Below are 15,224 nucleotides of genomic sequence, written 5' to 3' on the forward strand. Positions count from 1 at the left end.
GCAATACAGGAATGAAAATGTCTTTTAACGTTCATTCTAATTTTATAGCAAATGATGATGAAGGAGGAAGAATATGAACGAAAAGTTAGATCTTTCAAAATATCAAGTACGGACTGATTTAGCTGTAGAAGCACGCGAAATGGCGGCTGAAAAACAAAAATCCCGTGAAGAAATTGAAGGCGTTATTGTAAAGGAAAGAACAAAGGATGGCATTAAATTAACCGCAGTGGAAATTAGTGAAAAAGGTGCCGAAATGATTGGGAAAAAACCAGGGCGTTATTTAACGCTTGAAGTACAGGGGATACGTCAGCAGGATACAGCCTTACAAGAAAAAGTAGAATCCGTTTTTGCTGAAGAATTTTCATCATTTTTAAGTCAGCTCAACATTTCGAAAGATGCCAGCTGTTTAATTGTTGGATTAGGTAATTGGAATGTCACGCCAGATGCGCTTGGTCCAATTGTTGTAGAAAATGTCATTGTAACCAAACACTTATTTGAGTTAGCACCAGAAAATGTAGAAGAAGGATTTCGTTCTGTTAGTGCGATCGCACCTGGTGTCATGGGAATTACAGGAATTGAAACGAGTGACATTATCCATGGGGTTGTTCAAAAAACAAATCCTGATTTTATTATTGCCATTGATGCGCTCGCATCACGATCAATTGAACGTGTAAACAGTACAATCCAAATTTCTGATACAGGTATTCATCCCGGATCTGGTGTTGGAAATAAGCGTAAAGAATTAAGTTATAATTCATTAGGCATTCCTGTGATTGCAATTGGAATTCCAACTGTTTTAGATGCTGTAACAATAGCAAGCGACAGCATTGATTTAGTATTAAAGCATTTTGGCCGTGAGTTAAAAGAAAAAGATAAACCGTCTCGAGCATTAGTGCCATCTGGAATGACATTTGGTGAAAAGCGTACTTTAACAGAGGAAGACTTGCCTGATGAGCCGGAAAGACAGCGCTTTTTAGGAATTGTAGGTGGATTAGAAGAGGAAGAAAAGCGTAGATTAATGCATGAAGTGTTAGCTCCGCTTGGTCATAATTTAATGGTAACTCCAAAAGAAGTGGACGTGTTTATTGAAGATATGGCAAACGTGCTTGCTGGGGGATTAAATGCGGCTCTTCATCAACAAATTGATCAAGGCAATACAGGAGCATATACCCATTAATTAGAAAAAAAGTTCTGTCCTTTTAAGCTTTCGCATATGTTATGTAGACAAGCTATGAAAGGGTGGGAGTATGAATCGGCCGTTTAGTTTTCAAGTCGCAATTGAACGGACAAGCTTTAGAAAGCTAATGATTGCTGGTGTGATTGGTATTGTGTTGATTTTTTTGCTGGTTGGCTTTTTAACGTCATTTGAGGCGAAATATCGTTTACAGTCCTCCTCGATTCATCAGTGGATTACAAGTTTTTCCGGTGAATCACTTGTTTATGTGATGGGGATGGAAAATGCATACTTTACACAAGTATTATCAAAAGAAAGTGAACCACCTTCTTTATCAAAGGTTGCTTTTGAGCTTGCAACAAGTGTAACTCCTGGCGATATTCGAAGTCTTTTAGGAAGAGAACTGCCGGGCTTTGCTCTTTATGATGCCAATATATTAGTAGCAGGAGAAGGAACAGATTTTACAAACTTACCAATTGAATCAGCTCCACCTATGGAAGTGTTAATGGCAGAGCGAGAAGCGACAGTTGAAAATTTAGAGGGATTGGAAACAGATGAAAATAAAATTCCTACCCCTGCATTAACAACGAATGGGAAAAAAGTGGTTTATATTTATCATACTCACAGCTGGGAATCATATTTTCCACTGCTTAAAGATATTGATACATCCGATGCAAATCAAGCAACAGACTCTAAAACAAATATTACTCTTATTGGTGAAAAATTTGGTAAAGAGTTGGAAAAACGAGGGATTGGTGTTGAAGTTAATAAAACAAATATGGGGGAGGAGCTTCATAAAAAGGGATGGAATTCCTCCCGAGCTTACAGTGCTTCAAGACCAATTGTGCAATCTGCAATGGCTAATAATCAAGATCTTAAATTTTTCTTTGACTTACACAGAGATTCATTACGAAAAGATAAAACAACAGTAACTATTAATAACAAAGCTTATGCAAAGACGGTCTTTGTGATCGGAGAAGAAAACGGAAATTACCAAGAAAATTTAAAAATGGCAAATATGCTGCACACTCTAATTGATGAAAAATATCCAGGATTAAGTCGAGGGATTATCGGTAAACAGGGTAAAGGGGTAAATGGTGTTTATAATCAAGATTTATCTCCAAATTCTTTAGTTATTGAAATCGGAGGAGTTGACAATACTATAGAGGAATTGTCGCGTACTGCTGAAGCATTAGCGGAAGTAATTAGTGACTATTACTGGCAAGCTGAGAAAGTGAATAATTAAAGAAATAAAAGGAGGAACATCATGCGTTTTTTAGTAAAGTGTTTGCTGCTTACAATGGTATTGTTTTTTGGAGTACTTTTAGGCATGCAGGAAGCAAATAGCGGCTTAAAGAAAATGCGTGGTGAAAATGCCTCCTTTCCTAATGCTTTTGAACTTTCCAGCAATGAGCAGGAAGCAGAAGTATTGGGCCAAACCATTACGACTCATGATTTAAAAGAAAAGCAGAAAAAACTTGAAGAAATGGAATCATTTAATTTTTTTTCTACAATTGGTCAAAAGCTAACAGAACTTATCATTGAACTTTTAAAGATCACGATTGGATTTACCACAGCACTCTTTGAAAAAATTCTTCAGCTTATTTTTCAATAGATAATTAAGGTAATAATGACACACTAAACTAAATAAAGTAGGCAAACATTGTATTCATTTAAAACTCCTCATTGAATCTAGGGATTGCAGTTGCTATAATTTAATCTAGTGTAGTTTGCTCAATTTTGTAGGAGTGATTAGAAAATGAATCGAAAAGAAAAATTAGAACGGCAATCACGGATCCGCAACTTTTCCATCATCGCCCATATTGACCATGGGAAATCAACGCTTGCGGATCGTATTTTAGAAAAAACAAGTGCATTAACGCAGCGCGAGATGAAGGAACAAATGCTCGATGCAATGGATTTAGAACGTGAGCGCGGAATTACAATTAAACTAAATGCCGTACAGTTAACGTATAAAGCAAAAGATGGTAATGAATACATCTTTCATTTAATTGATACGCCGGGCCATGTCGACTTTTCTTATGAAGTATCGCGAAGCTTAGCAGCATGTGAAGGGGCTTTATTAATTATTGATGCTGCACAAGGTGTAGAAGCTCAAACACTTGCAAATGTATATTTAGCGCTTGAAAATGATCTTGAAATCTTACCGGTTGTAAATAAAATCGATCTTCCAAGTGCCGAACCAGAGCGCGTAAAAAAAGAAGTAGAAGATGTAATTGGTCTTGATACTTCCGATGCGGTTCTTGCATCTGCTAAAGAAGGCATTGGTATTGAAGAAATTTTAGAACAAGTTGTTGAAAAAGTACCAGCGCCTCAAGGAGATCCAGAAGGTCCGTTAAAGGCGTTAATTTTTGACTCCTTATATGATCCTTACCGAGGTGTAGTTGCCTATATTCGAATTGTTGAAGGTTCGGTAAAAGTCGGGGAGAAAATCCGAATGATGGCAACCGGAAAAGAGTTTGAAGTTACAGAGCTTGGTGTGTTTACTCCAAAGCCTATTGCTAAAAAAGAACTGTCGGTAGGGGATGTAGGATTTTTAACAGCAGCTATTAAAAATGTTGGAGATACACAAGTGGGGGATACGATCACCACAGTGAAAAATCCAGCTGATCAATCGCTGCCTGGTTATCGGAAAATGAATCCTATGGTGTATTGCGGGTTGTATCCTATTGATTCAAGTCAATATAATGATCTTCGTGAAGCATTAGAAAGGCTTGAATTGAATGATTCATCATTGCAGTATGAACCAGAAACATCTCAAGCGCTTGGATTTGGTTTCCGGTGTGGTTTCTTAGGACTGCTGCATATGGAGATTATTCAAGAACGTATTGAGCGTGAATTTGGTATTGATTTAATTACCACTGCGCCGAGTGTAATTTATAATGTGAAACTGCAAAATGGTGAAGAAATGACCGTTGATAATCCATCAAAAATGCCGGCACAACAGGTAATTGATCAAGTAGAGGAGCCGTATGTGAAAGCTTCTATTATGGCGCCGAATGATTATGTAGGGTCCGTAATGGAAATTTGTCAAAAGAAACGCGGCGAATTTATTGATATGCAGTACTTAGATGAAAACCGTGTTAACATTACGTATCATATTCCTCTTAGTGAAATTGTTTATGATTTCTTTGATCAATTAAAATCTAATACAAAAGGGTATGCCTCATTAGACTATGAACTAATTGGTTACCGTGCTTCAAAGTTAGTAAAAATGGATATTTTATTAAATGGTGAACAAATTGATGCGTTATCTGTTATTGTTCATAAAGACTTTGCATTTGAACGTGGAAAATCGATTACTGAAAAGTTGAAAGAGTTAATTCCTAGACAGCAGTTTGAAGTACCAGTTCAAGCAGCGATTGGCCAGAAAATTATTGCTCGTTCAAGTATTAAAGCGATGCGCAAAAACGTATTGGCAAAATGTTATGGCGGGGACATTTCTCGTAAGCGTAAACTTCTTGAAAAACAAAAAGAAGGTAAAAAGCGTATGAAGATGGTAGGTCGAGTAGAAGTTCCGCAAGAAGCCTTTATGTCTGTATTGAAGATGGATTCAGACAAAAAGGAAAAATAATATAAGAAAATGAAATATTAAAAAGGGCTGTCTCAAAAACATAGGGTCAGATCTTCCTCGTCTAATACAACATGCTTTTTATTAAAAGTATCGATGTATTGTAGGTATTGGAGGGGATCAGACCCTATTGAGACAGTCCTTTTCCTCCATAAAGATTATTTAGAAAGCAGTGATAATATGGCTATTACAGCCGCTTATTTACACATCCCGTTTTGTGAGCAAATTTGTCATTATTGTGATTTTAATAAAGTATTTTTAGATAGGCAGCCTGTTGAAGAGTACTTACGAGCAATGGAAAGGGAAATGGCTCATACAACTTCTAGATTCTCGGATCGAAAAATGAAAACCATTTTCGTAGGAGGAGGAACGCCAACAGCTTTAAATGTTGAGCAGTTAGAATTGTTTTTGAATTCAATTCATCGGCATTTTAAGTTAGCTGACAACTATGAGTTTACTTTTGAGGCAAATCCCGGAAACATCGGAAAAGACAAGCTTAAACTTCTAAAAGAGGCGGGTGTTAATCGGTTAAGTATTGGTGTACAAGCGTTTCAAGATGAATTATTAAAGGGAATTGGACGTACACATCGTTATGAAGACATTTTTGAAATTGTTTCTTTAGCATATGAAATAGGTATCCATAATTTATCAATTGATCTAATGTTTGGTCTTCCTCATCAAACCGTTCAAATGTTTCAAGAATCTCTCCAAAAAGCCTTTTTGCTCGATATTACGCACGTGTCTGCTTATTCGCTGCAAATTGAGCCAAAAACGTTATTTTACAATTTAATGAATAAAGGCAAGCTTAAAGTTCCTTCAGAAGAAAATGAATATAAAATGTATGAGCTGCTGATGAATGAGATGGAACGAAACGGTTTTGCACAGTATGAAATCAGTAATTTTGCTAAGCCTGGCTTTGAAAGTAGGCATAATTTAACTTATTGGCGTAATGAACATTATTATGGTATAGGGGCAGGAGCTCACAGTTATATTAATGGAGTAAGACGGGTAAATGCAGGGCCGTTAAAACAATATATAAATAGTATTACAGAAACAGGGTTTCCATATCGTGAAGAAAACGTGTTAACAGAGAATGAGAAAATGGAAGAAGAAATGTTTATGGGGCTTCGGAAAATAAAAGGCGTATCAAAAAATGAATTCAAGAAAAAATATAATAAATCCATATATGATGTATTTGGTGAACAAGTTACTTCATTAGCAAAAAAGGGTTTGCTTATTGATAACGAAGAACGCTTAACATTATCCAAGCAAGGGATTTTTTTAGGTAATGAAGTGTTTCAACAGTTTCTTAATGTGTAATAATAATTGACAAATACAAGGTGCTTTTGGTAAGTTATTATTAGATTTAGCACTCGCTCAGATCGAGTGCTAACAGAGGTGATGGTTTCATGTTGACGGATCGTCAATTGTTGATTTTACAGTTGTTAACGGATGATTATATTCGGTCAGCAGAGCCCATCGGTTCGCGTACAATTTCTAAGCGTGAAGATGTAACATTCAGCTCAGCCACCATCCGAAATGAATTAGCGGATCTTGAAGAAATGGGTTTTCTCGAAAAAACACATAGTTCTTCAGGAAGAATTCCATCTGAAAAAGGATATCGCTTCTATGTTGATCATTTGCTTTCGCCATCAACTCTTTCCGGTGAAGATGTCGAAAGTATCAAACGATTGTTTACAGAGAAATTATATGAAGTTGAAAAAGTGATTCAAGAGTCTGCGAAAATTCTTTCGGAAATGACCAATTATACATCCATTATTTTAGGGCCAGAAATGTTTGAAACACGCTTAAAACATCTACAAATTATCCCGTTATCAAATGGGACAGCTGTAGTAATTTTTGTAACGAACACAGGGCATGTCGAAAATCAGACTATTTCCATTCCAGAACAGGTTGACCGCTCTGAGTTGGAGAAAATTATTAATATTTTAAACGAACGTTTAAAAAATGTTTCGCTTATTGAGCTGCGAAGTAAATTATTTGAAGAAATTGCTGATGTTTTAAAGGCTCATATTAAAAATTATCAGCATGTTCTTACGATGTTGAATGAAAGCTTCTCAGCTACGAAGAATGAAAAAGTGTTTTATGGTGGAAAAACAAACATTCTTTCACAACCGGAATTTCGTGATGTGGATAAAGTTCGAATGCTTCTAAATGCAATTGAACAAGAAGAGCTTGTTTATCAACTCGTTCGTGCACAAGCGCCGGGTATTGAAGTGAAAATTGGTCAAGAAAATCATTTGCAAGAGGTGAAAAATTGTAGTATCATTACAGCCTCTTATTCCATCAGTGGTAAACATATGGGATCGATTGCTATGCTTGGTCCAACTCGTATGGAATATCGTCGTGTAATTAGTCTTCTTGATTTTATTTCAAAAGATTTAACGAAGCTCTTGACAGAACGGTATCAATCTAGGTAGAAATGGTAATAGTGACATATGAGATGGAAGAGCATTTTCTTCCATCCCTTTCTAATGGATAAAATACTACACTGTTTGAAGAGTGTTTTACATCTATGATAGAAATTAGGGGAGGTGAAATAAATGGAAAATAAACAACACGAAACAGAAGAAGAAGTAATTGATACAGCTGCTGAAAGTGAACAGAGTGATGAAAAGGTAGACTCAGCTGACAATGTTGAACTTATCGAAGAGTCTGAGGAAACAGATCAAGAAAAAGAATCCCTTCTTGCGGAACTTGAAGATACTAAAACACGTCTTCTTCGCACACAAGCTGATTTTGATAATTTCCGCCGCCGTTCAAGAGATGAGAAGGCCGCAGCTGCAAAGTACCGAGCAAAAGATTTAGTTGAATCATTACTGCCGGTAATAGATAATTTTGAGCGTGCCCTTGCCGTAGAAGTAAAAGATGAACAGAGTAAATCAGTTCTTCAAGGCATGGAAATGGTTTACCGTCAATTGAAAGATGCCTTAGAAAAAGAAGGTGTTGAAGAAATTAATGCAGTTGGCGAGTCGTTTGATCCTCATTATCATCAGGCGGTTATGCAGGTTCAATCTGAAGATCATGAATCAAATACAGTAATAGAGGTATTGCAAAAAGGATACCAATTAAAAGATCGCGTTATTCGCCCAGCAATGGTAAAAGTAAGCGAGTAACTACATAAATAAGTTATAGGAGGAATAGACAATGGGTAAAGTTATTGGAATTGATTTAGGGACGACAAACTCATGTATCGCTGTAATGGAAGGCGGCGAAGCGACAGTTATTCCAAATCCAGAGGGAAGCCGTACAACACCTTCAGTTGTTGCGTTTAAAGATGGCGAGCGTTTAGTAGGGGAAGTTGCAAAGCGTCAAGCTATTACAAATCCAAATACAATCCAATCTATTAAGCGTCATATGGGAACAGATTATAAAGTTGAGGCTGAAGGTAAGGAATATACACCACAAGAAATTTCTGCGATTATTTTACAAAAGTTAAAATCTTATGCAGAAGAATATTTAGGTGAAGCCGTAACAGAAGCTGTTATTACAGTACCAGCTTACTTTAACGATGCAGAACGTCAAGCAACAAAAGACGCTGGTAAAGTAGCAGGACTAGATGTAAAACGTATTGTAAATGAACCAACTGCTGCAGCACTTGCATATGGTTTAGACAAAGATGACGATCAAACAATTCTTGTATTTGACCTTGGTGGTGGTACATTTGACGTATCGATTCTTGAATTAGGCGATGGTATCTTTGAAGTAAAATCAACAGCTGGTGATAACCGTCTTGGTGGAGATGACTTTGACCAAGTAATTATTGACCACCTTGTGGCAGAATTTAAAAAAGAAAACGGTATTGATTTATCTCAAGATAAAATGGCGCTTCAGCGTTTAAAAGATGCTGCTGAAAAAGCGAAAAAAGACCTTTCAGGTGTAACGCAAACACAAATTTCGCTTCCATTTATTACAGCGGATGCATCAGGACCAAAGCACTTAGAAGTATCATTAACTCGTGCGAAGTTTGAAGAGCTTTCTGCTGAGTTAGTTGAAAAAACAATGGGACCAACTCGTCAAGCATTAAAAGATGCGGGGCTTTCAGCTAGCCAAATTGATAAAGTTATCCTTGTTGGTGGTTCTACTCGTATTCCTGCGGTTCAAGAAGCAATTAAAAAGGAAATTGGTCAAGATCCTTCAAAAGGAGTAAACCCTGATGAAGTAGTAGCACTTGGTGCAGCCATTCAAGCTGGCGTACTTGCTGGTGATGTGAAAGATGTTGTATTACTTGATGTAACACCACTTTCTCTTGGAATTGAAACAATGGGTGGCGTCTTTACAAAGCTAATTGAGCGTAATACAACGATTCCAACAAGTCATTCTCAAGTATTCTCAACGGCAGCAGATAACCAAACATCTGTAGACATTCATGTTTTACAAGGTGAACGTGAAATGGCTTCTTACAATAAAACGTTAGGTCGTTTCCAATTAACAGATATTCCGCCAGCACCACGCGGTGTGCCTCAAATCGAAGTATCATTTGATATTGACGCAAATGGTATTGTAAATGTAAGAGCAAAAGATTTAGGTACGAACAAAGAGCAGTCGATTACGATTAAATCATCATCTGGTTTATCTGATGAAGAAGTAGAACGCATGGTAAAAGAAGCAGAAGAAAATGCGGAAGAAGATAAAAAGCGTCGTGAAGAAGTAGAACTTCGCAACGAAGCAGATCAGCTTGTCTTTACAGTTGATAAAACATTAAAAGACCTTGAAGGTAAAGTGGACGAAAGCGAAGTTAACAATGCTAACGAGGCAAAAGATAAGCTTAAAAAAGCACTTGAGGAAAACAATCTTGAAGAAATCAAAACAGCTAAAGACGAGTTACAAGAAATTGTTCAGCAGCTTTCTGTAAAATTGTATGAGCAGGCGCAGCAGCAAGCTCAACAAGCTCAACAAGATGGCAGTGCGCAAGGCAAAGCTGACGATAATGTTGTCGATGCTGATTATGAAGAAGTAGATGACGAGAAAAAGTAATTCTTAATAAAAATAGCAGCAGTACTAATATATAAAAAGTCAAAGTCAGGCCTGTCTTGGCTTTGACTTTTTATATGTCATAAATATAATGGATGCAAGCATGAGATGAGTATTGCACAGATTATAAAGATAGTGATAAGATAAAATTTATGTGAAACGAATCGGGAGTGGATAGCATGAGTAAAAGAGACTATTATGAAGTCTTAGGTGTTGAGAAAAGTGCTTCGCCTGATGAAATTAAAAAGGCGTATCGAAAATTAGCAAGAAAATATCATCCGGATGTAAATAAAGATGACCCAAAAGCTGCGGATAAATTTAAGGAAGCAAAAGAAGCATATGAAACATTAACAAATCCGCAAAAGAAAGCTCACTATGATCAATTCGGTCATACCGATCCTAATCAAGGTTTTGGCGGTGGCGGTGCCGACTTTGGAGGATTTGGCGACATCTTTGATATGTTCTTTGGCGGGGGCGGCCGTCGTAATCCGAATGCCCCAAGACAAGGTGCAGATCTTCAATATTCTATGACACTTGAGTTTGAAGAAGCAGTGTTCGGTAAAGAAACGGATATTTTTATTCCGAAAGAGGAAGAGTGTAATACTTGCCATGGCAGTGGTGCAAAACCAGGAACATCTCCAGAAACATGTTCCCATTGTAAGGGAAGCGGTCAATTAAACGTTGAACAAAATACACCGTTTGGTCGAGTAGTAAACCGAAGAGTGTGCCATTACTGTAGTGGAACCGGTAAAGAAATTAAAGAAAAATGCCGTACATGTCAAGGCAGCGGAAAAGTAAATAAACAAGCAAAAATTCATATAAAAGTTCCAGCGGGCATTGATGAAGGGCAGCAAATTCGTATTGCCGGTAAAGGGGAGCCTGGTGTAAATGGAGGGCCTCCAGGGGATCTTTATGTTGTCTTTCATATTCAACCACACGAATTCTTTGAGCGTCATGGAGATGATATTCACTGTGAAATGCCGTTAACGTATGCGCAGGCAGCACTGGGTGATGAAATTGAAGTGCCAACACTGCATGGAAAAGTAAAAATTAAAATACCAGCTGGCACTCAAACAGGGACAAATTTCCGATTGCGTGGAAAAGGTGTTCCGAATGTTAGAGGTTATGGCCAAGGTGATCAACATGTTACAGTTAAAGTGGTAACACCGAAAAATTTAACAGAGAAGCAGAAAGATTTACTGCGTGAATTTGCGCAAATTAGTGGGACACATCCCGAAGAACAGCATGAAAACTTTTTTGCTAAAGTGAAACGCGCCTTTAAAGGTGATTAAGTAAGGAGTTGGTAGAACTTGAAATGGACGGAGATTAGTATTCATACGACTCAGGAGGCTGTTGAGCCTGTATCAAATATTTTACATGAAGCAGGGGCTAGTGGTGTTGTTATTGAAGATCCCAGTGATTTAGTGAAGTCATGGGATACTTCACTAGGTGAAATCTATCAACTCAATCCTGACGATTATCCTGAAGAAGGCGTTATAATTAAAGCATATTTATCTGTTACAAGCTTTTTAGGCGAAACCGTTGAGGAAATTAAGGAAGCAATTAACAGCTTGCTTTTATATGATATTGATCTAGGTTATAATACAGTCACAATTAGTGAAGTGAATGAAGAAGAGTGGGCAACAGCATGGAAAAAATATTATAAGCCTGTAAAGATTTCAGAGAAAGTAACCATTACGCCGACATGGGAAGAGTATGAACCGGTAAGTACCGATGAACTCATTATTGAATTAGATCCTGGCATGGCATTTGGAACTGGGACACATCCAACAACGGTTATGTGCATTCAGGCTTTAGAAAAAACGGTTCACTCAGGAGGCTATGTGCTTGATATTGGCACAGGTTCAGGCGTCTTAAGCATTGCTGCAGCAAAACTTGGCGCAAAAAAAGTAGATGCATTTGACCTAGATGAAGTAGCTGTGAAAAGTGCGATTTTAAACGTTAAACTTAACAAAGAGCAAGAAAAAGTAACCGTTAAACAGAATAATTTACTTGATCATGTAGAGGCTCAAGCAGATGTTGTGGTAGCGAATTTGCTTTCTGAAATCATTATTCGTTTTGCTGGTGATGTGCCGCGTGTCTTAAAGCCAGGTGGATTCTTTATTACCTCAGGAATTATTCAAGGCAAAAAGCAGGAAGTTAAGCAGGAGCTTATTACACAAGGATTTTCAATTGAAGAGACATTGGAAATGGAAGATTGGGTTGCCTTTATCGCCAGAAATAACGGATAGAAGCAGGTGTAAATGTTGCAAAGATACTTTGTACCAAAAGAAAACATGACAGACACCAAAGTAACCATTACGGGTGAAGATGTGAAACATATAGCACGTGTGATGCGAATGAAAATAGGAGATATGATTATTTGCAGCAATTCCATTCAAGCGGCACGCTGTAAATTGGAAGAGATTACAGATAACGAAGTAACAGCAAACATTGTAGAATGGATAGAGGAGCAAAAAGAGCTTCCTGTGGCTGTCACGATTGCCCAAGGTCTTCCTAAAGGTGACAAACTGGATTACATTATTCAAAAAGGAACAGAACTTGGGGCAAATAGTTTTTGGCCTTTTGCTGCAGCGCGCTCTGTTGTGAAATGGAATGCTCAAAAGGGGCAAAAAAAAATTGAACGCCTCGAGAAGATCGCAAAAGAGGCTGCTGAACAATCACACCGAACTCAAGTACCGACTGTGCAGCTTCCAACGTCATTTCAAGATTTACTTAAAGAAAGCAGCCATTATGATATTAAGCTGATTGCTTATGAGGAATCAGCTAAAACAGGCGAAAAGAAAAACTTGGCCAAAACGTTAAATACAGTGCAGTCAGGTCAAACAATCCTCCTTGTTATTGGACCAGAGGGTGGTTTATCGGAGCATGAAGTAATGGCATTAGAGGAGCAAGGCTTTGTTTCATGCGGTCTTGGTCCAAGAATTTTGCGTACAGAAACGGCTGCGCTTTATTTTTTAGCGGCTGTTTCGTACCATACTGAATTAATGTGAGGTGAAATATAATGCCTTCAGTTGCATTTCAAACATTAGGTTGTAAAGTCAACCATTATGAAACAGAAGCAATATGGCAGCTTTTTCAAAATGAAGGATATGAAAGAGCGGATTTTGAAAGCACTGCTGATGTATATGTAATTAATACGTGTACGGTAACAAATACAGGAGATAAAAAAAGCCGTCAAGTCATTCGTCGTGCAGTCCGTAAAAACCCAAATGCAGTTATTTGTGTAACAGGCTGCTATGCCCAGACTTCGCCAGCAGAAATTATGGCCATTCCGGGTGTGGATATTGTTGTAGGTACACAAGATCGCACAAAAATGATTCCATATATTGAACAGTATAAACAAGAACGTCAACCGATTAATGGGGTTAGCAATATTATGAAGGCTCGTGTATATGAAGAATTAGAAGTACCTGCTTTTACTGATCGTACACGTGCTTCATTAAAGATTCAAGAGGGCTGTAATAACTTTTGTACGTTTTGTATTATCCCATGGGCACGCGGTCTTATGCGTTCTCGTGATCCTGAGGCAGTTATTGAACAAGCACAAAAACTTGTAGATGCAGGTTATAAAGAGATTGTGCTAACAGGTATTCATACCGCGGGATACGGTGAAGATATGAAGGATTATAATTTTGCAAAGCTGCTAAAAGATCTCGATAAAAAAGTGCATGGCTTAAAGCGCTTGCGTATTTCTTCCATTGAAGCAAGTCAAGTAACGGATGAAGTCATTGAAGCAATGAAGCAATCTAACACAATTGTTCGTCATCTTCACATTCCTATTCAATCTGCTTCAAATACTGTGCTGAAAAGAATGCGCCGCAAATATACAATGCAAATGTTTGCTGATCGTTTAGAGAAATTAAAAAAAGTATTACCAGGACTAGCCATTACTTCTGATGTTATTGTTGGCTTTCCGGGTGAAACAGAAGAAGAGTTTCAAGAAACATACGATTTTATAGCAAAACATAAGTTTTCTGAGCTTCATGTTTTTCCATACTCTAAGCGTACTGGTACGCCAGCAGCACGGATGGAAGATCAAGTTCCTGAAGAAATAAAAAATGAACGGGTGCACCGCCTTATTGAATTATCAAATCAGCTTGCAAAAGAATATGCTTCACAATTTGAGGAAGAAGTTCTGGAAGTAATTCCTGAAGAGGTTTATAAGGAAGAGCCTAACAGCGGACTGTATGTCGGTTATACAGATAATTACTTGAAAGTAAAAGTGCAAGCTTCAGAAGAAATGGTTGGAAAGCTTGTTAAAGTGAAAATTACAAAAGCGGGCTATCCTTATAATGAGGGTCAATTTGTTCGTGTAATAGATAATGAAATTTCATCAAAAACAGCCATTTCTTCTTAAATAAAAAAGATCAAGCACATTAGCTTGGTCTTTTTTTGTGTATCTTTAACAAAAGGGAAGCCAGCAATCCCGCAAACGGTAAAGCTAACAATGAAGAGAGAAGGTTAAAAATTAAACTAGCATGGGCAATTTGGACATCAGGAAAGGACGTTAACTGTTCCGTGATAAAGCTAAGTTGTTTAATAATGGGTAAAAATAAAAGTACACCTAAAATATTTAACCAAATATGAGCGTATGCCACAAGCTTTGCTTCGATGTTCGTTCCAATGCTTGCTAAATAAGCGGTAATACATGTGCCTATATTGGCACCTAATACAATGGCAATTGCTGCAGGCAATGTTAAAAGATGATGGTTCAGCAAACCCATTACGATGCCAGTCGTTGCTGTACTAGATTGAATAATGGCTGTTAATAAAGTACCAATTCCAACTCCTAAAAAAATATTTTCATTTGAATCTGTCAGAAAAGAAGTAAAAGCAGTTGTTGAGGAGAGAGGATCAGCTAATGATTCAAAACCCTGCATTGCTACAAAAATACATCCAAGTCCAAAAAATAAACAGCCAACACTAAATAATAAACGATAATTAAAAAGAATAAGCGCAGTACCACCTATTAATAAAAAAGGCAGGTAGGAGCTTGGATCTAATGTTAATAATTCATTTGTAAAAGTTGTGCCAATATTAACACCTAAAATAATTCCAATTGATTGTTTAAATGTGAGAAATCCAGCAGCAACTAAGCCAACTGTAATGACAAGGACAGCTGAACTGCTCTGCATAATGGCTGTTACAATGGTACCGGTAATAAGTCCTTTTAATGGAGTATCCGTCATTTTCATTAATAAAACTTGCATATGCTTTTTTGATGCTGTTTGTAAACCAATTCGAATAACTGTCATTCCAAATAAAAAAATACCAACAAATATCGCCATGAGCGAGAGCACTTCAGGCATAGCTTTCACCACCTTGGTATATCATATGGACAAGGTAGTAAAGCCATGACGAAAATATTAATTTTAACCATTTTACTTTCTATAAACAAGAAGATGTAGTTGACCGCGAAATGTCTATATATTATAATGT

The 15,224-nt window shown here is 37.4% G+C and carries 13 protein-coding genes; 12 read left to right on the forward strand and 1 reads right to left on the reverse strand.

Annotated elements, in window-relative coordinates:
* The first annotated feature begins 73 nt into the window (after nucleotides 1-73).
* The 12 genes from gpr to mtaB all read left to right on the forward strand — a co-directional run bounded on the left by gpr (nucleotide 74) and on the right by mtaB (nucleotide 14,142).
* The gene (gene gpr / locus DS031_RS05555; protein WP_113804941.1) at nucleotides 74-1,177 is read left to right on the forward strand and encodes a GPR endopeptidase; all 1,104 of its coding nucleotides are present in this window, start codon (nucleotides 74-76) and stop codon (nucleotides 1,175-1,177) included.
* A 70-nt stretch (nucleotides 1,178-1,247) separates the two neighbouring features.
* A complete protein-coding gene (gene spoIIP / locus DS031_RS05560) occupies nucleotides 1,248-2,420 on the forward strand; it encodes a stage II sporulation protein P (RefSeq protein ID WP_113804942.1) in 1,173 nt (390 codons plus the stop codon).
* A 21-nt stretch (nucleotides 2,421-2,441) separates the two neighbouring features.
* A complete protein-coding gene (locus DS031_RS05565; protein WP_245947229.1) occupies nucleotides 2,442-2,789 on the forward strand; it encodes a DUF3679 domain-containing protein in 348 nt (115 codons plus the stop codon).
* A gap of 144 nt (nucleotides 2,790-2,933) precedes the next feature.
* Nucleotides 2,934-4,769, forward strand: coding sequence for a translation elongation factor 4 (gene lepA, locus DS031_RS05570; protein ID WP_113804944.1), 1,836 nt, complete (start codon nucleotides 2,934-2,936; stop codon nucleotides 4,767-4,769).
* A gap of 183 nt (nucleotides 4,770-4,952) precedes the next feature.
* Complete coding sequence (hemW, locus tag DS031_RS05575; RefSeq protein ID WP_181833044.1) at nucleotides 4,953-6,086, forward strand: radical SAM family heme chaperone HemW; 1,134 nt, start codon at nucleotides 4,953-4,955, stop codon at nucleotides 6,084-6,086.
* A gap of 89 nt (nucleotides 6,087-6,175) precedes the next feature.
* On the forward strand, nucleotides 6,176-7,207 hold the full coding sequence (gene hrcA / locus DS031_RS05580; protein WP_113804946.1) for a heat-inducible transcriptional repressor HrcA: 1,032 nt from the start codon (nucleotides 6,176-6,178) through the stop codon (nucleotides 7,205-7,207).
* A gap of 123 nt (nucleotides 7,208-7,330) precedes the next feature.
* On the forward strand, nucleotides 7,331-7,903 hold the full coding sequence (gene grpE / locus DS031_RS05585; RefSeq protein WP_113804947.1) for a nucleotide exchange factor GrpE: 573 nt from the start codon (nucleotides 7,331-7,333) through the stop codon (nucleotides 7,901-7,903).
* A gap of 31 nt (nucleotides 7,904-7,934) precedes the next feature.
* On the forward strand, nucleotides 7,935-9,764 hold the full coding sequence (gene dnaK / locus DS031_RS05590) for a molecular chaperone DnaK (RefSeq protein WP_113804948.1): 1,830 nt from the start codon (nucleotides 7,935-7,937) through the stop codon (nucleotides 9,762-9,764).
* A 176-nt stretch (nucleotides 9,765-9,940) separates the two neighbouring features.
* Complete coding sequence (gene dnaJ, locus DS031_RS05595; RefSeq protein WP_113804949.1) at nucleotides 9,941-11,053, forward strand: molecular chaperone DnaJ; 1,113 nt, start codon at nucleotides 9,941-9,943, stop codon at nucleotides 11,051-11,053.
* Nucleotides 11,054-11,071: 18 nt separating this feature from the next.
* A complete protein-coding gene (gene prmA / locus DS031_RS05600; protein WP_113804950.1) occupies nucleotides 11,072-12,013 on the forward strand; it encodes a 50S ribosomal protein L11 methyltransferase in 942 nt (313 codons plus the stop codon).
* A gap of 15 nt (nucleotides 12,014-12,028) precedes the next feature.
* Nucleotides 12,029-12,775, forward strand: a complete 747-nt coding sequence (locus DS031_RS05605) for a 16S rRNA (uracil(1498)-N(3))-methyltransferase (protein ID WP_113805098.1) — start codon at nucleotides 12,029-12,031, stop codon at nucleotides 12,773-12,775.
* Between the two features lie 11 nt (nucleotides 12,776-12,786).
* Nucleotides 12,787-14,142 carry a tRNA (N(6)-L-threonylcarbamoyladenosine(37)-C(2))-methylthiotransferase MtaB gene (gene mtaB, locus DS031_RS05610; protein WP_113804951.1) on the forward strand — a complete coding sequence of 452 codons (1,356 nt, stop codon included), beginning with the start codon at nucleotides 12,787-12,789 and terminating at the stop codon, nucleotides 14,140-14,142.
* Between the two features lie 19 nt (nucleotides 14,143-14,161).
* On the opposite strand, the gene DS031_RS05615 is transcribed toward mtaB, so the two are convergent.
* On the reverse strand, nucleotides 14,162-15,094 hold the full coding sequence (locus DS031_RS05615) for a Na/Pi symporter (protein WP_113804952.1): 933 nt from the start codon (nucleotides 15,092-15,094) through the stop codon (nucleotides 14,162-14,164).
* Between the last annotated feature and the right edge of the window lie 130 nt (nucleotides 15,095-15,224).

The organism is Bacillus taeanensis, from assembly GCF_003318295.1.
Taxonomy (GTDB): Bacteria; Bacillota; Bacilli; order Bacillales; family UBA6769; genus Maribacillus; species Maribacillus taeanensis.